The 19,745-nt window shown below is 50.2% G+C and carries 20 protein-coding genes; 2 read left to right on the top strand and 18 right to left on the bottom strand.

From position 1 onward, the window contains the following. Positions 1 to 5: 5 nt before the first annotated feature. On the bottom strand, positions 6 to 866 hold the full coding sequence (gene lgt, locus DWZ56_RS02605) for a prolipoprotein diacylglyceryl transferase (protein WP_243095029.1): 861 nt from the start codon (positions 864 to 866) through the stop codon (positions 6 to 8). Positions 867 to 1,091: 225 nt separating this feature from the next. Between lgt and ychF the strand changes: the two genes are divergently transcribed. Next, on the top strand, positions 1,092 to 2,189 hold the full coding sequence (gene ychF / locus DWZ56_RS02600) for a redox-regulated ATPase YchF (RefSeq protein WP_118554843.1): 1,098 nt from the start codon (positions 1,092 to 1,094) through the stop codon (positions 2,187 to 2,189). 210 nt (positions 2,190 to 2,399) lie between these two features. On the opposite strand, the gene DWZ56_RS02595 is transcribed toward ychF, so the two are convergent. From DWZ56_RS02595 to DWZ56_RS02585, 3 genes are all read right to left on the bottom strand, one after another. Continuing rightward, on the bottom strand, positions 2,400 to 2,591 hold the full coding sequence (locus DWZ56_RS02595) for a heavy-metal-associated domain-containing protein (RefSeq protein WP_118554842.1): 192 nt from the start codon (positions 2,589 to 2,591) through the stop codon (positions 2,400 to 2,402). 94 nt (positions 2,592 to 2,685) lie between these two features. Beyond that, positions 2,686 to 2,982 carry a metal-sensing transcriptional repressor gene (locus DWZ56_RS02590; protein WP_118554841.1) on the bottom strand — a complete coding sequence of 99 codons (297 nt, stop codon included), beginning with the start codon at positions 2,980 to 2,982 and terminating at the stop codon, positions 2,686 to 2,688. Positions 2,983 to 3,139: 157 nt separating this feature from the next. Continuing rightward, positions 3,140 to 5,398 (bottom strand): heavy metal translocating P-type ATPase, encoded by a 2,259-nt coding sequence (locus DWZ56_RS02585; protein ID WP_118554840.1) that lies wholly within the window; start codon positions 5,396 to 5,398, stop codon positions 3,140 to 3,142. Between the two features lie 600 nt (positions 5,399 to 5,998). On the opposite strand from DWZ56_RS02585, the gene DWZ56_RS02580 reads away from it, so the two are divergent. Further along, positions 5,999 to 6,346, top strand: a complete 348-nt coding sequence (locus DWZ56_RS02580; RefSeq protein WP_118554839.1) for a DUF1292 domain-containing protein — start codon at positions 5,999 to 6,001, stop codon at positions 6,344 to 6,346. Between the two features lie 275 nt (positions 6,347 to 6,621). On the opposite strand, the gene DWZ56_RS02575 is transcribed toward DWZ56_RS02580, so the two are convergent. From DWZ56_RS02575 to DWZ56_RS02510, 14 genes are all read right to left on the bottom strand, one after another. Then, positions 6,622 to 8,445 (bottom strand): ATP-dependent helicase, encoded by a 1,824-nt coding sequence (locus DWZ56_RS02575; RefSeq protein WP_199679540.1) that lies wholly within the window; start codon positions 8,443 to 8,445, stop codon positions 6,622 to 6,624. 149 nt (positions 8,446 to 8,594) lie between these two features. Beyond that, a complete protein-coding gene (gltX, locus tag DWZ56_RS02570) occupies positions 8,595 to 10,049 on the bottom strand; it encodes a glutamate--tRNA ligase (protein ID WP_118554837.1) in 1,455 nt (484 codons plus the stop codon). Positions 10,050 to 10,116: 67 nt separating this feature from the next. Further along, complete coding sequence (locus tag DWZ56_RS02565) at positions 10,117 to 10,551, bottom strand: RrF2 family transcriptional regulator (protein ID WP_118554836.1); 435 nt, start codon at positions 10,549 to 10,551, stop codon at positions 10,117 to 10,119. Positions 10,552 to 10,590: 39 nt separating this feature from the next. Continuing rightward, positions 10,591 to 11,517, bottom strand: a complete 927-nt coding sequence (gene cysK / locus DWZ56_RS02560) for a cysteine synthase A (RefSeq protein ID WP_118554835.1) — start codon at positions 11,515 to 11,517, stop codon at positions 10,591 to 10,593. Then, entirely contained in the window at positions 11,517 to 12,815 is a 1,299-nt protein-coding gene (locus DWZ56_RS02555; RefSeq protein WP_118554834.1) for an O-acetylhomoserine aminocarboxypropyltransferase/cysteine synthase family protein, read from the bottom strand. The genes cysK and DWZ56_RS02555 overlap by 1 nt, the downstream gene beginning before the upstream one ends. Before the next feature lie 223 nt (positions 12,816 to 13,038). Further along, on the bottom strand, positions 13,039 to 13,590 hold the full coding sequence (locus DWZ56_RS02550; RefSeq protein WP_118554833.1) for a GNAT family N-acetyltransferase: 552 nt from the start codon (positions 13,588 to 13,590) through the stop codon (positions 13,039 to 13,041). 81 nt (positions 13,591 to 13,671) lie between these two features. Then, entirely contained in the window at positions 13,672 to 13,881 is a 210-nt protein-coding gene (locus DWZ56_RS02545; protein ID WP_118554832.1) for a zinc ribbon domain-containing protein, read from the bottom strand. Positions 13,882 to 13,940: 59 nt separating this feature from the next. Then, positions 13,941 to 15,068 (bottom strand): M20/M25/M40 family metallo-hydrolase, encoded by a 1,128-nt coding sequence (locus DWZ56_RS02540; protein WP_118554831.1) that lies wholly within the window; start codon positions 15,066 to 15,068, stop codon positions 13,941 to 13,943. Between the two features lie 141 nt (positions 15,069 to 15,209). Continuing rightward, a complete protein-coding gene (locus tag DWZ56_RS02535) occupies positions 15,210 to 15,824 on the bottom strand; it encodes an ABC-2 transporter permease (protein ID WP_118554830.1) in 615 nt (204 codons plus the stop codon). 49 nt (positions 15,825 to 15,873) lie between these two features. Beyond that, the gene (locus DWZ56_RS02530) at positions 15,874 to 16,722 is read right to left on the bottom strand and encodes an ABC transporter ATP-binding protein (protein ID WP_118554829.1); all 849 of its coding nucleotides are present in this window, start codon (positions 16,720 to 16,722) and stop codon (positions 15,874 to 15,876) included. A gap of 28 nt (positions 16,723 to 16,750) precedes the next feature. Then, positions 16,751 to 17,128 (bottom strand): GntR family transcriptional regulator, encoded by a 378-nt coding sequence (locus DWZ56_RS02525; RefSeq protein ID WP_118554828.1) that lies wholly within the window; start codon positions 17,126 to 17,128, stop codon positions 16,751 to 16,753. A gap of 228 nt (positions 17,129 to 17,356) precedes the next feature. Further along, positions 17,357 to 18,724, bottom strand: a complete 1,368-nt coding sequence (locus tag DWZ56_RS02520) for an MATE family efflux transporter (RefSeq protein WP_118554827.1) — start codon at positions 18,722 to 18,724, stop codon at positions 17,357 to 17,359. A gap of 188 nt (positions 18,725 to 18,912) precedes the next feature. Continuing rightward, on the bottom strand, positions 18,913 to 19,242 hold the full coding sequence (locus tag DWZ56_RS02515) for a hypothetical protein (RefSeq protein ID WP_118554826.1): 330 nt from the start codon (positions 19,240 to 19,242) through the stop codon (positions 18,913 to 18,915). 43 nt (positions 19,243 to 19,285) lie between these two features. Further along, a complete protein-coding gene (locus DWZ56_RS02510; protein ID WP_118554825.1) occupies positions 19,286 to 19,693 on the bottom strand; it encodes a hypothetical protein in 408 nt (135 codons plus the stop codon). Positions 19,694 to 19,745: the final 52 nt, after the last annotated feature.

Below are 19,745 nucleotides of genomic sequence, written 5' to 3'. Positions count from 1 at the left end.
TGCATCTAGTTTTCTTTCACCTTTGCTGTGATTTTTCTGTTGACGATTATTATGAGAAGTGCAGCCACTGCCATAATCAGTGACAGCAGCTGCGAAACGGCCATGCCGGTCGCAAATAATTTCAGCTGATCGGTCCTAAGCGCCTCTATCCAGAACCGCCCGATGCCATAACCGACGAAATAGAGCCAAAACAACTCCCCTTCAAATCGCTTATGTTTCCGGTACAGGTACAGCAATATTAATACACCCGCATTCCATATGGATTCATACAAAAAAGTCGGATGCACCTGAATATAAGTCACACCGCCCTCTATGATCCGGCGCTCCAACAGTTCCTGTGTGATCATCGACGGATTTACCAGTGACATCCGAATTCTCATGGCAAACAGATTATCCGTGTAACCGCCGAATGCTTCGCAGTTAAAAAAATTACCCCATCTGCCAATCATCTGACCCAACAGCAGCCCAAGCACAGCGCTGTCGGCTATCCGGAAAAAAGGGACCTTCTTTACTCTGGCAAACACAATCAGAGTCAGCGCCGCCCCAATGATCCCGCCGTATATTGCCATGCCGCCCTTCCTTATATTGAAGATCTCCCACAGATTATTGCGGTAGCTGTCCCAGGCGAATATCACATAATAAAGCCTGGCGCCGACAATGGCAAACAGTATGGCGAAAATCATATAATCCACAAGTATCCCGGGATCCTGCCCGCGGGACTTAAAATCCCGGCAGGAAAGCATCAATCCGAGAATCGCTCCCATACCGATGATGATACCGTATAAAGCGATATCAAATCCAAAAACTGTAATGTGGTTCGGCAAATGCTGTATACCGATACCCAAGTTCACAAATAATATATCCACTAAGCGAAACCTCCGCTTTGCCGGCAACTTGCGGTTTCCTGCCTCCCCGCTGACGACAGGTTCCTCTGCTGCTAATGACATTTTACTCCGATATTCCCCAAAAATCAAATAAAACGACCCTTCCAATTTCGATATAATTCGACAGCGGGGCAAGAATCCCTTTTATTTTCGGGGAAAATATGCTACACTACTTTCTGATTAAGAATCTCAAGGAGGAATCCAATCATGAAGTTAGGTATCGTGGGGCTCCCTAATGTCGGAAAAAGCACCCTGTTCAATGCGTTAACCAAGGCAGGCGCAGAATCCGCCAACTACCCTTTTTGTACAATTGATCCCAATGTAGGTATCGTGCCAGTTCCGGACTTTCGTCTCGGGCTTCTGACCGATATGTATCATTCCAGAAAAACCACTCCGGCTGTTATAGAATTTGTGGACATCGCCGGTCTTGTAAAAGGCGCTTCCAAAGGGGAAGGGCTCGGCAACCAGTTTTTATCCAATATCCGCGAGGTGGATGCGATCGTCCATGTAGTCAGATGCTTTGAAGATGACAATGTTGTTCATGTGGACGGCAGTGTCAATCCGTTAAGGGATATTGAGACGATCAATCTCGAGCTGATCTTTTCCGATCTGGAAATACTGGAACGCCGCATCGCAAAGACCTCCAAGGGCGCAAAAAACGATAAAGCGCTGGCAAAGGAGCTTGAGACCTTAAGCCGCCTCAAATATCATCTGGAAGACGGCAGGCCGGTTAAGAGCCTCGCTCACGCAGACGAGGAGGAGGCCGCTTTCATCCAGTCACTGAATATGTTAACCGGAAAGCCCGTCATTTATGCAGCCAATGTGTCTGAGGATGATCTGGCCGACGATGCATCCGGCAATCCTTATGTGGAAAGCGTCAGGAATTATGCCCGTGAGGAAGGCAGCGAAGTGTTCGTGATCTGTGCACAGATTGAACAGGAGATCGCAGAACTGGAGGAGGATGAGAAAAAGATGTTCCTGGAGGATCTGGGGCTTTCGGAATCCGGACTGGATAAACTGATCGCCGCCAGCTACCGGATCCTGGGTCTGATCAGTTATCTCACCGCAGGCGAGCAGGAAACACGCGCCTGGACCATCAAAAAGGGGACGAAAGCGCCTCAGGCCGCGGGCAAGATCCATACGGACTTTGAAAGAGGATTTATCCGCGCGGAAGTAGTCAATTATCAGGAGCTGCTTAACGCGGGTACCTACGCGGCAGCCAGGGATAAAGGATTGGTGCGGCTGGAAGGCAAGGACTATGTGGTGCAGGACGGCGATGTGGTGCTGTTCCGGTTCAATGTGTAATCCTGATTAGCTTAACTAATTAGCCTAAAATAGCGGCAGACAGAGAGCGCGCCTGGGGCGGACCCGGTGGAGGAGGCGGCTGCGGCTGTGTCGTGTTTCGAACGGTTTCCGCCCTTAAGAACATCTAATAATATACAATTTCGTTAAATACAAGCCCTGCCGGAAGAACTCGCGCTACGCGCTCAAACATACTTCCGGCAGGGCTTGACTCTACTCTGCCGTAAAGCCCAGGTCGTCCAGGAGCTCTACGGTTTCTTTGACCGTGGACTCCGTATCATCGGTTATGGTGACTGTTTTTTTGTCCAGGTCTACCTCGTGGGAGATGCCGGCGCCTTCCAGGGCTTTGTTGATGCGGGCTACGCAGTGTTCACAGTGCATTTCGGGTACTTTGAATGTTTTCATGTCTTTTTTCCTTCCTTTCGGATCTTTTATTTTAATATGGTATCCGGTGTGCTGAATGTTATCTGATCAGCACACTTACGTTTTTCCCGGCGGTTTACTTCATCAGCTTCTGGATGACGGCGCAGAGCTCGTCTACGGTCTCTTCATCGCCGTTTTTGATGTTTTCTACCACGCAGGTCTTGATGTGAGTGGCCAGAAGCACTTTGTTGAAGCTGTTTAAGGCTGATCCCACCGCCTGGACCTGGGTCAGGATATCCACGCAGTAACGTTCGGATTCCACCATAGCTTTTATGCCTCTGATCTGGCCTTCAATGCGGTTTAATCGGTTCATCAGATCTTTATACTCCGGTTCCTCCCGGTGTTTGTGTTTGCAGCAGCTGCATTCTTCCATAGGTTCCCCCTTTTGTGACTCCCTGCCCGCCTGTTCTCAGGCAGCGGGGATATGATGTTTAGTTGCAGACGGCGTACTTGTTACAGTTAGCGTAAACTTCATGCACATGAAAGAGTTGGGTATAGCCCTCATTGGGACGAGCTCTCCTATCATCCGGTCAGTGCAGCTTCAGGCCGCGCAGACGCAGGGCGTTGCTGACTACGCAGACGGAGCTTAGGGACATAGCCAGACCGCCGATCATCGGGTTGAGCAGCGGGCCGCCGAACAGGTAGAGTATGCCGGCCGCCACCGGTATGCCCAATGTGTTATAGAAAAAGGCCCAGAACAGATTCTGCTTAATATTGCGGATCGTTGCCTTGCTTAAACGAATGGCGCGGTAGACATCGTTCAGATCGTCCCTCATCAGCACCAGGTCCGCTGATTCTATAGCAATATCGCTTCCGTTTCCGATGGCTGTGCCGATCTGCGCCTGAGCGAGCGCCGGCGCATCGTTGATGCCGTCGCCTACCATCATAACCGTTTTTCCTTCTTTCTGCAACTTTTCTACAATGCCTGCCTTATCTCCCGGCAGCACTTCCGCGTAAATCTCCGTGACATCCACCTGTTTTGCGATATGGGACGCTGTCAGACGGTTGTCTCCGGTCAGCATCGCCACCTCTATGCCCAGCGCTTTCAGTTTACGGATCGCTTCCCGGCTGGTCGTTTTAACCGGGTCGGCAACACTGATCATCCCGGCTATGACATGGTCTGCCACCAATAACATCGGGGTCTCTCCCCTTGCAGCCGACTGGGTGATCCTGCCTTTTATCTCCTCATCCGCCTCTATGTCCAGCGATGAGAGCAGCTTTTGGTTGCCGATGGATATCTCCCTGCCGCCGAGCACGGCGGTGATGCCCTTTCCGGTTATGCTTTCAAATGCTTCCGGTTTCTCCAATGTAAGGCCCTGCTCTTTCGCTTTTTCCACGATGGCCGAAGCGAGCGGATGTTCGGAACCCTGTTCGCAGGATGCGGCCAGCCGCAGGCATTCCCGCTCGTCCATATCCTCAAAGAAGCTGCAAACCGCCGTTACTTTCGGCTTTCCTTCCGTAATGGTGCCTGTTTTATCCAGCACAATGGCATCCACCTTGTGGGTGGTCTCCAGCGCTTCACCGCTCTTAATCAATATGCCATGTCTGGCTCCCACTCCGGTTCCCACCATGATCGCCGTGGGAGTTGCGAGGCCCAGAGCACAGGGGCAGGCGATGACCAGAACGGATACAAACACGGTCAGCACAAAATTCAGATCTTTTCCGCCAATCAGGGCCCACATAAGGGCTGCAACCAGCGCGATGAGGATGACGGCCGGGACAAAATATCCGGCTACCGTATCCGCCAGCTTAGAGATCGGGGCCTTCCTCCCCTGAGCATCCTCCACCAGTTTCACTATCTTGGATAATGTGGTGTCGGCGCCGGTATGGCTGACTTCTATTTCCATGAGTCCGTTGTAATTCATGCTTCCGCCGATGACGGAATCACCGGTCTTCTTTTCAACCGGGATGCTCTCTCCGGTCAGCATGGATTCATCCACGCTGCTTTCGCCCGATACCACAAGGCCGTCGAGAGGGACCCGGCTGCCCGGTTTAACGAGGATATGCTCTCCCACCGCCACTTCCTGCGTAGGGACTGTAACCTCTTCCCCGTTTCTGATCAGGAGCGCCGTATCCGGCGCCAGCTCCATCAGCTTTCGGATCGCTTCGGAAGTCTTGCCCTTGCTGCGGCTCTCCATATACTTGCCCAGCATGACAAGTGTTACCACAACGGCCGCGGATTCGTAATACAGGCTGTGCACCGCCATGTGGTCCGACGGAATTTTAACCGTCATATAAAGGCTGTAAAAAAATGCGCTGCCGGTACCGATAGCCACCAGGGAATCCATATTGGGATGGCCTTTCAATAACGTCTTGAAACCGACTATATAAAAACGGCTGCCGCAGATCAGAACCGGTAACGTGAAAATCAGCTGCGCCAGCGCAAATGCAAGCGGGTGGGAATCCATTTCGAGAAACTTTGGGAGGGGCAGGGTAAAGGGCAGCATATGTCCCATGGACAGATATAAAAGAGGCAGGGCAAAAAGGATGCTGACAATCACCCGGATGCGGGTGCGGGACAGATTCTCTTCCTGCTGCTCAAACATCTCCCGGTCGCTCTCCTGTTCCTTCTTCGCCTCGATCAGCGATGCCTGAAAGCCGGCCCGTTCCACCTTGCTCTCAATCAGTTCACGCGTTACCTTGCTCTCATCATAGGTGATGGTCATCTTTCCGGTAGTCAGATTCACTTCGCTGTGCTCGACACCGTCTATCTTATTGGTCACTCTCTCCACCGCGCTGGAACACGCGGCGCAGGACATGCCGTCAATGCGGTAAGCTTCCGTAATCATGTCTATCCCTCTTTTCTTTAAATACATAGCTGCTCGTTATACAGTTATGAATGCTCGTTATACCCCCATGGGGTATATTATAACTCATTAACTGCTGTTGTCAATATATTTTTTTACCATATTCCTTATTTATATGTAACCTTACGTTACAAACTGGCGGTTGGTGACAATCTGCGCGCTTCACGGAGCGAGAGTGTGTCCCAATGAGGAATATACCCTGCCCTGCCTTGCACGGGAACTTTACGGGAGCTGTGATAGTAACGCAATTGTTACTGTTCACACGCTGCCGATCAAGCAGCGTATGAGAGGGCAGGGTATGGTCCTCATAGGGATCCCTTGAAGCCCGCCGGTACTTATTGCTGTGTATTTTACAGCATTAGTACCGCTGCGCGCTTCACGGAGCGAGAGCGGGTCCCAATGAGGACCATACCCTGCCCTCTCATACGCGGGAATTTTTCGATAACTGTGAACACTAACACGCAATTTTTAAAAATCCAATTTTTTTCCATATAACACCTTGCTTTTTTCCGTATCTTTTGCTAGAGTGTGTCTATAGCTAATTTACTATCATACTGAAAACTTTAGAAAAGAGGTAAATCTATGGAACACAACCATGAATGTGGCTGCGGATGCGGACATGACCACGGAAACGAAGAAGAAATGACAGTTACGCTGACTCTGGATGACGGAAGTGAACTGGAATGCGTTGTACTGACAATTTTCCCTGCCGGCGGTAAGGACTACATCGCGCTTCTGCCCATCGAGCAGACCGAAGAGGAAGAAGGGGAAGTGTACTTATACCGTTATTCCGAAACAGAAGACGGCCAGCCGAATCTTGAGAATATAGAGGATGACGATGAATATGAAGTCGTTGCCGATGCATTTGATGAGCTGCTGGATTCGGAAGAATTTGACGAACTCACGGACGGCGATGAGGACGAGGAATAACTTATGCAAAACAAAGGGGCATACGCACAGCGCGTAGCCCCTTTTTGTTTTGTATAGGTTACGTTACTGTTCACACGCTGCCGATAAAACAGCGTAAGAGAGGGCAGGGTATGGTCCTCATAGGGATCCCGCAAAGCCCGCCGGTACTTATTGCTGTGTATTTTACAGCATTAGTACCGCTGCGCGCTTCCCGGAGCGAGAGCGGGTCCCAATGAGGACCATACCCTGCCCTCTCTTACGCGGGAATTTTTCGCTAACTGTGAACAGTAACTAGGTTACTGGTATTCCTCCAGGAATCTAGACGGTTCCTGCTTTTTATGATACCGCTCTCCTGTATAGTAAACATGCAGATGTTCCTTCGCTCTGGTCATGGCCACATAAAACAGGCGGCGCTCCTCCTCCAGATCCGCCTCCAAAGCTGCTTTCCTATGAGGCGTAATCCCTTCGTTGGCATCGATGATAAATACTATCTTATATTCCAGCCCCTTGGAGCTGTGCATGGTCGCCAGTGTGATGCCTTCCTTCTTCCTGTCACGGTTTGAAAACTGTTCTTTCAGTTCCTGATTGTATTCGGCGATTTTGGAAAACCATTCCGCATAGGTATGGCATCCGTTCGTGCTCTCCTGCAGCTCATCCAGCACTTCGATCAGTTCTCCCGGCTTCATTCTCCGAAAAGCAGCATATTCCGTCAGATAGTCCTCATATCCGATCCCATGCCGTATGTAATTGACAGCCGCATATGGCGCCATCTTTTTCAGCTGGTTAATATCATGTTCAAACTGTTCAATCCGTTCCAGCATCCATTCCTTATCCTCATAATAGCGGTAGAGCTGCTCAAACTCCACTTCTGCTTCCGTAAAACAGTCACGGCGCAGATAGCGGTTGGGCCGGTTTGCGACGGCCAGGAAGTCCTTCCGGCTGCGGCTGCCCATAGCCAGATGCATATAGGCATAGAGATTGCCCGCTATCCAGTGATCATAGAGATTCGGCACCATATCCCGCATACAGAAGGGCAGATTGTATTCCATCAGCATGGAAACCAACTGCCTCGGGCAGGAATTGGTGCGGTACAGCACCGCGATATCCTCCGCAAGATACCCCGCAGCGAGGTATGCCTTGATATCCTGCACGATGCGAAGATTTTCATCACGGATGGTGGGAAATGAACGGGTGAGGACAGGGGCGCCGGCCGGGTTTGCCGCCCGTATCTCCTTGGGAAAACGGGTCTGATTATGCCCGATGAGGCGCAGCGCAGCTGAAAGAACATTGGCGTCACAGCGGTAATTCGTCCCCAGAAGGATCCTCTTAGCCTCCGGATAATCCTTTTCAAATCCGAGCATGATCTCCGGCTTCGCTCCCCTAAAACGGTAGATGGACTGATCGTCATCCCCGACAATAAACAGATTGTTCTCCGGGGCTGCCAGCATGCGCACAATGGCATACTGTGTTTTGCAGATATCCTGGAATTCATCGATCAGTATGTACTGATATTTTTTCTGCCACGCCGCCAGGATATCCGGCCTGGCCTTCAGAAGTTCATAGCACATCACCAGCATATCGTCAAAATCTATGCGCCGGCTGCGCCTTAGAAAACCGTCGTATTCCTCATAGATCTGCTTAAAAACCGTCTCCGGACAGTTTTTGGCATAATAGTGATCCAGTGAAAGCATCTCCCCCTTTACCAGGCTGATCTCGCTGATGATGGAGGAGATAAAGTCCGCCTCATCCTCGATCTCTAAGTCAATGCCTCTGACAATTTCCCGGATGCAGGCGTGCTTCTGATCCTCTCTGATAATATTCTCCGCCTGATAGTGATAGGCGAGCTTCAATATCTTAAAAAAAACGGCATGAAACGTGCCGAAGGTCACCGGCAGACTGCGGCCTCCCATCAGCTTCTTAAACCGTTCCTGCATCTCTGACGCCGCCGCTTTGGTAAAGGTGATGACCAGAATATTGGACGGATTTACACCGTAATCTTCTATCAGTATCTTGGTCCTTTGGGTGATGACAAAGGTCTTTCCAGACCCCGGCCCTGCCAAAACCATCATGGGGCCGTCTTTATGTTTTATCGCTTCCTTCTGCGCATCATTCGCGTACAAACTTTTTCCTCCTGCGGAAACTGTCATCAACCGACAGGTTGATGACTTGCGCACACCGCAGTGTGCAACTGCCGCCACAGGCCATCAGGCTGACCATGGGCGGCAGTTTCCTCATCATATTTCACAGATGCTTTCAATACTAAAAGCAGTTACGCTTCCAGCAGCTCAATTCCCTTTTTTATCCGAATCAGGGACTCTTCCCTGCCCAGCACTTCCATAATCTCCGTGGCGCCGGCCGGAGTCATCTGCCTGCCGGATACAGCGGTGCGGACGGGCCAGAGCACATAACCGTTTTTATAACCCTTCTCTGCCGCATATCCCTGAAGCACACCGTAGAGCGCGTCATTGCTGTAATCCTCCTGCGCTTCCAACAGAGGCAGCAGATCCTTTAATACGGCCAGCGAGGTTTCCTTTGTGGTCTTCATCTTTTTATGGGCATACATCGCGGTATCGTATTCCGGCAGTTCCTGAAAGAAATCAACGTGCTCCGCGATATCCGGAAATACCTCTATGCGGGTTTTTACCATAGAGGCAATTTTACGAAGATCCAGATCCTTCGTGATCACTTCTTTCAAATACGGCTCGGCCAGACTGTAAAAGCGGTCAAACTCCATGGACTTCAGATATTCTCCGTTCATCCATTTCAGCTTTGTATAGTCAAATACGGCGGGGGACTTGGAGATGTGATGATAGTCAAAAGCATCCACCAGTTCCTCAAGTGTAAAAATTTCCCTATTATCCTCTGGGCTCCATCCAAGCAGCGCCACGAAATTCACGATCACTTCCGGCAGAAATCCCTGGTCCAGCAGATCCTCGAAGCTGGAATGGCCGCTTCTCTTGGACAGCTTATGGTGCTCCTCATCGGTGATCAGCGGACAGTGCACATACACAGGGACCTCCCAGCCAAATGCGTCATACAGCCGGTTATATTTCGGGGAAGAAGAAAGATACTCATTGCCGCGCACCACATGGGTGATTCCCATCAGATGGTCATCCACCACATTGGCGAAATTATAGGTGGGATATCCGTCGGATTTGATCAGGATCATATCGTCCAGTTCGGCATTATCCACCGTGATATCGCCGTAAATCTCATCTTCAAAGGTTGTGGTTCCCTCCGTCGGGTTATTCTGGCGGATTACGTAGGGCACGCCCGCCGCCAGCTTTTCTTCCACCTCTTCTTTGGTCAGATGCAGGCAGTGCTTGTCGTATACCATGATTTCCTTGCCCGCCACCTCTTGTTTCAGGGACTCCAGGCGCTCCTTATCACAGAAACAGTAATAGGCCTCCCCCCTGTCGATCAACTTTTTAGCATATTCTAAATAGATGCCGGCCGCCTGTCTCTCGCTCTGCACATAGGGGCCGCAGCCTCCGTCCTTGTCCGGCCCTTCGTCATGGGTCAGACCGGCCTTTTTAAGCGTGCGGTAGATAATCTCCAGCGCGCCTTCCACAAAACGTTCCTGATCGGTATCTTCTATGCGCAGAAGGAAATCTCCGCCTTCATGCTTAGCAATCAGATATGCGTATAACGCCGTTCTTAAATTTCCCACATGCATGCGCCCTGTAGGGCTTGGAGCGAATCTCGTTCTGATTTTCTTATCCATAAATAATCTCCTTTAACAGGACAGGCATGCCGCCTGTCCGAACTCTGGAGATTATTATATTGCATTTTTACGGATTAATCAAGCCGCTTTTATCCCGATGAATGGCCGCCAGGTCCGCCAGTGTCATGGTATCCACCACTGAATTGACCGCCTGCTGCAGGCGCTTCCAGACCTCTACTGTGGCACACTGTTGGAATCTGGGGCACTGATTTACCTCATCCTCCAGACAGGCCACCGGAGCCAGACTCCCTTCGGTCAGGCGCAGGATCATCCCCACGGTATAATCGGCGGGAGATCTGGTCAGGCGGTAACCGCCTGACGCTCCCCGTACGCTTTTGACATAGCCCGCTTTTCCAAGCACCGCTATGATCTGTTCCAGATATTTATCCGATATTTCCTGCCGGGCCGCTATATCTTTTACTTTAATATATTCTCCGGATGGGCATAGCGCCAGATCCAGCATCAAGCGCAGCGCATATCTGCCCTTTGTAGATATCTTCATCGCGTTCACATTCCTTAGTTACTATTCAGAAGTAATAGTTCAGAATAAATCCATCGACAGATAGTGTTCTCCCGTATCCGGCAAAATTACAGCGATCGTCTTTCCCGCATTTTCCGGAAGCTTTGACAGATACAGCGCAGCCCAGACAGCGGCGCCGGCGGAGATGCCGGCCAGAAAGCCCTCCGCAGAGGCAATCTTTCTGCAGGTATCCATCGCATCCTCATCTTTTACGGTCAGAATCTGATCGCAGATTTCCCGGTTGAATATTTCCGGCACAAAGTTGGCACCGATGCCCTGTATCTTATGTGCCCCCGCCTTGCCCGCCGTCAGCAGCGGGGAACCGGCCGGCTCCACTCCCACCACACAAACGGCAGGATTCCTGCTTTTTAAATACTCGCCGGTTCCGGTTATTGTACCGCCGGTTCCGATTCCGGCCACCAGGATATCGATCCTGCCCCCGGTATCCTCCCACAGCTCCGGCCCCGTAGTGCAGTAATGGGCCGCAGGATTGGACGGATTGACAAACTGCCCCATGATCACCGCCCCTTTTGTCTCTTCTGCCAATTGGGCAGCCGTCTCCAACGCTCCTGTCATTCCCTTCGAACCTTCCGAGAGCACCACTTCTGCGCCGTAAGCCTTCATAAGGCTGCGTCGTTCTGCGCTCATGGTATCGGGCATAACAATGATTACCCGGTACCCCCTGGCTGTCCCCACCGCCGCCAGGCCGATGCCGGTATTGCCGCTGGTAGGCTCGATGATCACTGAACCCGGTGCCAGTTTTCCGGATGCTTCCGCATCCTCAATCATCTTTTTAGCCACACGGTCCTTCACACTGCCCGCCGGATTAAAGGATTCCAGCTTTCCGAGGATTTTTGCCCCCGCGCCTTGTGCTTCGGCCAGGCGCGAGAGTTCCATCAGGGGCGTGTGTCCGATCAATTCCGTTATATCTTGATATATCTTTCCCATTAAATACCTCCAGACAATGCTTCTTCGAGATCATAAATCAGATCGTCAATATGCTCCGTACCTATAGACAGACGTACCGTATTGGGGCGGATTCCGGAATCCAGAAGCTCTCTTTCTGTCATCTGGGAATGAGTCGTGCTGGCCGGATGGATGACCAGTGATTTCACATCCGCTACATTGGCCAGCAGAGAAAATACCTGCAGCCTGTCGATAAATTCCTGCGCCTGTTTGGCGCCGCCTTTCACCTCTACCGTAAAGATGGACCCAACACCCTTTGGAAAATACTTCTTATACAGCTTATGATAAGGGCTGTCCGGCAATGCGGGATAATTCACTTTCTCGATTTTCGGATGCCTGCTTAAATACTGTGCGATCCTTGCCGCATTCTCCACATGGCGCTCCACCCTAAGAGACAGGGTCTCTAGCCCCTGCAGAAATAAAAATGCGTGAAACGGCGCCAGCACCGCTCCCGTATCGCGCAGTATGACCGCACGGATTCTGGTCACAAATGCCGCCGGCCCCGCCGCGTCCGCAAAGCACAGGCCATGATAGCTGGGACTCGGCTCAGTGAGAGACGGAAATTTGCCGGATGCCTTCCAGTCAAACCTTCCACTATCCACAATCACTCCTCCAATGGCCGTCCCGTGCCCACCGATAAACTTGGTGGCGGAATGTACAACGATATCCGCTCCGTATTCCATGGGACGAAGCAGATAGGGAGTCGCGAAGGTATTGTCCACCACCAGCGGAATGCGGTGTCTGTGAGCCACATCGGCCACCGAGCGGATGTCGGTCAGGCTGGCATTAGGATTTCCGATACTTTCTATAAATATGGCCTTGGTGTTCTCCTCAATGGCCTCCTCAAAACTGCCCGGCACATCCGGATCCACGAAGGTGCAGGTAACGCCGTATTCCGTCAGTGTGTGAGCAAGTAGGTTATAGGAACCACCGTATATGGTCTTGGCGGAAACGATATGATCGCCTGCTTTTGCAAGATTCTGGAATGTATAAGTGATCGCCGCCGCACCGGAAGCTACGGCCAGCGCCGCAGCGCCTCCTTCCAGAGCTGCAATGCGTTTTTCAAAGATCTCTTGGGTGGGGTTGGTCAGCCTTCCGTAAATATTTCCCGCATCCGTCAGATTAAATCTGGCTGCCGCATGGGCTGAATCATGAAAAACATAGGATGTCGTCTGATAAATTGGCACGGCCCTGGCATCGGTCGCCGGATCCGCGCTCTCCTGTCCGACATGCAGCTGTTTCGTCTCAAACCTCAATTTTCTCTCAGTTAACCGGCTCATAATCGTTCCTCCTCATATCATATATTTCCTATAGAAATAGTATGAAATGAATTGTAATGTAAAATCTTCCATTTGTCAATCATAAATTTGGAACTGGCACGCAGATATGGAGCATCGGTTACTGTTCACAGTTACCGAAAAATTCCCGCGTATGAGAGGGCAGGGTATGGTCCTCTCATACGCTGCTTTATCGGCAGCTTTGAACAGACAGTAACTCCGATATTCAGCGTTCTGATTTTAGCAGTGCATAATAGCAGGCATCACAAATTCCCTGATTATTCCAATCAGAACTCCGTAAAGTCCCTTCATACTTCATATCGCATTTTTTCATGACATTTCCCGAATTCGGATTTTCTGGGTCATGCCGTGCTTCAATCCGCTTTACATTGACCGCATCAAAAAGAAAATCCATAACTGCTTTACATGCTTCAGATGTGATTCCCTGATGCCACCACTTTCTTCCAATGCAGTACCCAATATGTACCTTTGAGGTCTTTTCATCCATGCCTACTACGGCAATGTCTCCGATCGGTTCATCCCCATTGTCTTTGAGCACAATCGCCCAGTGATAATAGCTCTCGTTGGAATATTCATTCAACCAGTCTTTTATCACTCCCTGGGTGACTTCCTGACTTGAATGAGCCGGCCACGTCAAATACTTTGTGACCTCTTTATCTGACGCCCAGTTTTTATACATAGCGGCAGCATCTTCATACACATATTTTCTTAAGACCAGCCGTTCTGTCTCTAATCTTTGCGTTCCGCAATGATTCATGACCTGCCTTGCCTTTCCACTCAGGAAATATCAAAAACGCTTTTTCCGGTCCGCTTCGCGGACCGGCTGGCTGCTTCAGCGTCAGTTTGTAAGGAAATCCAGTATATTCCATCCGTCTGTGGTATTTCCCCGATAAAGTTCCGTATAGCCGCATCTGGTACAGCTTACAGTTATGAATTTCTTATTCTGCACATCAAAAATCTTGGCGAAATTCCCGCCGGTTGCCTGAAACTGATCCGTTTCATATGAATTACATCCGCATTTCGGGCAGACATACTGCACTTTTTCCATGTATTTTTCCTCCGTCTTTTTATAATCTATTTATACTTTATATTCCTGACTCATGTACATCATAGAATCAGACTTTCCATGCAGGCAAACGCAATTCTCATTCCGGTTTCCATGCTGCCGATATCAATCCACTCTTCCCTGGTATGAGCGCCTTTACCGCGCACTGTTCCCAAAGTTACAGCCGGGATTCCCATGGACAGCGGAATATTTGCATCGGTAGAGGCGGCCGCCAGATCAGGCTCCTCGCCGGTGCAGGACCGGATAATCCTGCCATAGCGTTTAACCATATCATCCATCCGTCCGTCATCCGCAACCCTGCCGCAGGGACGGATGCCAACCGTTTCCACCTCTATATCCAGCCCCCTGTTTCTGTAAGCTGTTATGAGCTTTTCAAAATTCTGCTCCATGCGTTTGAGGCATCCGTGATCCACAGACCGGAATTCATACAGCATATGAGCTTCCTGTGCGATGGAGTTGACCGTTGTGCCGCCCTCAATGCACCCCACGTTGTATGTGGTTTTGGCTTCTGTGGGCACTTCTGTCTCATACAAATCCCGGACCATACAGCACAGCCAGTGGATCGCATTTCGCCGGCCGAAATCTCCAAAGGAATGTCCCCCTTCCGTCCGCACCGTAACCTTATAGCGCTGTGATCCCACAGCCGCATTCACCAGCGCAGGGATACCGCAGTCAAAGGAAACCACTTCTTTGATACGGCTGCCGTAGGTCTCCATAAGCTTTCTGCAGCCCTTCAAGTTGCCCAGACCTTCCTCACAGGAATCGGCGACGAACAGGATGCCTGCTGATGTCTCCGGACGGTGCTTTGCCATATAGCGTGCCGCCAGCAGAAGGTTGACCAGATTTGCCGTATCGTCGCCAATGCCGGGCGCATACAGCCGGTCTTCCTCCTGCCGCACCGTGAAGGGCTCTGTATCAGGAAAGACCACATCCGTATGAGCCATGAATACTACGATCTCTTTTTTCTCCTCACATCGGTAAGGATAAATCACATTTTTCGCATCATCGATGAATACCGGTTCCGCCCCCTGCGCTGTCAGCCATCGCCTGCAGAACTCCGCTCTAAGATCCTCTTTATGGGAAGGGGCCGGAATCGCTCCCAATTCCTTTAAGAGCGCCAGCGCCTCTCCAGGCATTTGCTCCAGAGGCCCGCATTTACTCTTTTCCATATATATAACCGCTCCTGCCTAATACACCTGCTCCGATTTTTGATATACCGAAGCGTTGCTGTCAATGTGTTACGCTATCATTTTACAACAGATCGGATGGCGCCGCAAGCGGAAGATGCCGGACATACACCGGACCATACATTAGAGCTCCTTCTTCTGATAAATTCCGATAGATATGATTATGGACATGATGATCCAGAGGATTCCGATAACCACCGCTCCCGCCAGCAGCACCGCAATATTATCCGGACGCGGATGCGGCAGCTGCAGGTTCAGCTTCCGGAATGCGATAAACAGGATCGCCGGTATCATGACAACCGCCACCAAAGCCAACCTTCCTTTTTCCACACCAAGTTTAAATACCAGCGGCAGCACAGCCGATGCCAGCACCAGGATACCAAACCCACTGGATGCCCCCACAACAAACGCCTCCCTCACATCCTGGCCGCAGAGCGCACCCACAATAACATTGAGCACCAATGTAATGCAGGATATAATGAAGGCCAGCAGATATTTGCTAAGCACAATATTCCTGCGTGATACCGGCATTGTCAACGCGAACTTATCCCATTTGCACGCCTCGTCATAACTTAAGGTTGTCAGGGGCAGCATCAGCGCAAACACGCTGATCATTGCCGGAAACATCGAGACATTTTTAGTCGCCACTCCAAATATAGCATAGAACGCAATCAGAATCAGATATACCCTTCCCTGTTTTTTAATGATTGAAAAATCCTTATACAGCAGACCGCTCATATTCTTTCTCCTCCTTATTTGCCATAAGCTGTGTTTGATAACCTGCGCTTTAATATGCTTCCGATTTCACCATAAAGAGCATCACATCTTCTATTCCCGCGTGATCGACGATAAATCTTCCCTTTACATCCTTTTTGCGCACCAGCGCCTCCACTCCAAAGGCGTTTTTGCGGTATCCCAGCACCATGCCTTTGTCCAACCGCTCAAATTCCTGCTGTGTGCACTTGAGTATACCGTAGTTTTCCAGCATTTCATCCTTTTCCTGGCACAGCAGTATCCGCCCCTTATGGATAAAGGTGATGTAATCACAAATCTTCTCCAGATCGCTGATAATATGGGATGATAAGAATATGGAATGATCCTCCTCCTGTATGAATTCCTGAAACACATCCAGTATTTCATCCCTCACGACCGGATCCAGGCCACTGGTGGCCTCATCCAACAGCAGCAGTTTTGCCTTATGGGACAGCGCCACTGCAATGGACAGCTTCATCTTCATTCCTCTGGAATAATCTTTGATGATCTTATCCGCCGGCAGGCCGAAACGCTTTCCCCAGTCTAGAAATACGGCCGGCTGCCAGTTTTTGTACATATGTTTCAGCATTTGGTTGATATCCGACAGACACAGACATTCGGCAAAGCAGTTTTCATCCATCACAACGCCGATCTGTTCCTTGACTTCCTCCAACTGGGTGAGATTATCCTTTCCCAGCACTTTGATCTCACCGCTGTCCCTGTGTATTAAATCCATGATCAGCTTGATTGTGGTGCTCTTTCCGGCACCGTTTTCACCGATAAATCCCATAATGCAGCCCTGGGGCAGCGCGATATTCACATCCTTTAAGGCAAATCCGTCATATTGCTTGCAGACATTTTTCAGTTCCAGTGCATAGTTCATAATTTTCCTCCAATCCTCGGCATGCTGTTCATGCTTCACCCTGATAGAGTAAAACCAGCAGTTCATTGAGCTCGCCTAAGCCAATTCCGCTTGTTTTAGCGGCATCGACCGCTTCCGACAGCAGAAGTTCAATCTTTCTAAGCTGTTCTTCCTTAATAAAATCCGGATTTGTACCGGCCACAAAGCTGCCTTTTCCGGTGATAGAGACGATAAATCCTTCCCGCTCCAGCTCCTCATACGCTCTCTTTGTGGTAATGACACTGATCCTAAGTTCCTTGGCCAAAAGCCGCATGGACGGAAGGGCGTCCCCTTCTTTCAGCTCCCCGGAGATGATCATCGCTTTGATCTGCGAGATTATCTGCTCGTAAATCGGCTGGCCGCTGGAATTACTGATAATGATATTCATAGGCACCTCTTATCATATATTGTATATATCCATTATATACAATATGCATTATATGTCAATATAAAATTTACAAATTCATATTTTTCATTGAAAAAAGAATCCTGAAATTTGCTGGGCGTACCCTATTGAAAAATAAAAACGGATTTACAATGCTTCAGACACTGTAAATCCGTACTATGAATCCGGTCTTCTTTTCAAAAAGTCATTCCAACCAAAAAATCTAATGCTTTAAACACCCTTCGTCGGCTTAAAATCCACTTTTCTAAACAGATATGCGGCATAGAACAGGATCAGCACATTGCTGATGACCATCGCATACCAGATTCCCTCTCTTCCGATTTCCGTAAATGTTTTGAAAAACAGAATCAGAGGCAGGCGGATCAGCCACAGCCGCACCGTAGCTACCAGGAATGAATAGCGCGTATTGCCGGAACCGTTAAATACGCCCAGATAATTCTGAAACAGCGCCATCAGAGGCTGGGTTGCCAGCACCCAGAAACCGTACTCTACGGCTACTGCCAGCGTATCCGCATTGTTGGTGAGCAGCCCCATCATGGTCCGCCTCACCGGAAGCAGCAGACCGCAGCCTGCTATGGAAAGCCCCACCGCCAGATTTCTGCTGACAAGGTAGGAGGTTCTGGCCCGCTTTGGATTGTCCGCCCCGATGTTCTGCCCTACAAAGGCGGCCAGCACGGACCCCAGAGCCATTATCGGCATCAGCAGCAGATTTGAAACCTTGTTGCCTATGCTGAAAGCTGCGGACACTACCTCGCCGTAATCCAGAATAACCGCCTGCAGAATCAGAAAACCCAGCGAGCTTAACGCCTGGCTGCCTGCCGAAGGCAGCGCCAGACGCCCCAGAAGCCGGAACCGCTTGGGATCAAAGCGCAGATCCTGCCGCCCGACCGGCATTGCTCCGCGTTTCCAAAATAGGAGCACAAGACATATGGGAGCGATGGCAAACTGCCCGAGAAAGGTGGCGAATGCCGCCCCGAAAATCCCCATGCCAAATCCTTCCACAAACAGGCCGGTTAAAACGATATTGATCACTATCGCGGCGGTGGAGAGAATTACCGGTGTCACCGTGTCCCCCTGCGCCTGCCGGACCGCCTGGAAAGCCGTAAAAATAAACATAAACGTCATTTCAAAGGATCTCACCCGCAGATAAGTTACGCCTTGCTGCAGCACAGCATCCTTTGCTCCCATCAGATGAAGCACAAAGGGCGAACAGGTATAGAGAAACAGGTTGATCACCACGCCGATCAGTACCGACAGGGTAAGCAGAAGACCCGCATATTTTTTAGCGTGTTCTTCCCTTCCTGCCCCCAGATTCTGGCTGATCACAGATACCCCCGCGATCGCAAATCCGGTGCTGAACGCCATGCAGATATTCAGCAGAGGCCAGCTGATCGCCATAGCCGCCTGTGCGGACACCGAGTTCTCCATCCTGCCTATAAAGAATGTATCCACAAAGTCATGAAAGGATTTCAGCAGATTGGACAGCAGCACCGGTGCAGCCAGTATGGCAAAGGCCCGATACAGATTTTGCTCTTCCAACAGCAGATAACTCTTGTCCCTCTTCTTTTTCGTCTTCATACACCCTCCTGTTTGCCGGTAAAAAACAGGCATCCTCCGGCCAGTTGTGTCAGAGGATACCTGTTACTTTATTCCTGTTTTCATTTTCTCTGGTACAGCGTTGCGTAGATAACATGCACTATATCGCAGGAATTTACGCAACACTGTACTAGCTGCACCCGGCAGTTTCCACCGGCTCCAGCGCCGAATCACACTTGCGGCTCGGAAACCGGCGAATCATCCGTTTCGGGAGCCGGTTCCGACGGCACGGCAGCAGTTTCAGATCCCGGTTCGGATTCCTTTTCCTGCTTACTGACCGTTTCGGCGGATGAAGTTTTTTTATGCTCTTTCAGTTTATGAACAGCGGATTTTGCGCCTTTCCTAGCCAGTATTCTCGCCGCCTCAATCAGTATTGCGATCAGCAGCGCCGGCAGCACGGTCTGAAGAAACAGCTTCCATTTCAAACGCTGTTTTTTCTTTTTCAGGCGCAGAAGGTCTTTTTGAAAATTCTGTTCAATCTCATTTAGTTTCTTTCGCATCTTTTACTCCCTTCACGGGCATACTCCACGGTTGTATTTCAGATCAGTTCTGATCCTGGTTTGCGAATCCGAAGGCCCAGTCAGAAAATTTGGATAACAGCGGCAGTCTCGCATCCTGTCCCTTCATGACGCGGATGATCGCCGCGATGGCAAAGAGCAGCACGATCAGGGCGACAATGCCGTTAACCAGCCCGAACAGCCAGCTAAATACCACACCGAGGAACGGGATCGCCTCAAAAATATCCAGAATGGACAGCACCGAATGCACGACGCTGGATACAATTGTGAGCAAAAATGCCTGTATCATCTGCTTGGTGAGCCAGTCATTCTTCTCAACTAAAATTACAAACCCGAGCAGCAGTCCGCATAAAAAAGTCTGTCCTAAAAACGCCAGTATAAATCCTAATACCGCATAAAAGCTAAGCTTCAATCCAAATCTTCCTGTTTCCATACTCAATTGTCCTCCTAAGTGTGTTTATAGCGCGTACGTTTTTCTCCCGCTG

Origin of the sequence: Lachnotalea sp. AF33-28 (assembly GCF_003477885.1) — a bacterium.
Classification (GTDB): domain Bacteria; phylum Bacillota; class Clostridia; order Lachnospirales; family Lachnospiraceae; genus AF33-28.
This window is presented reverse-complemented; position numbering and strand designations above follow the sequence as displayed.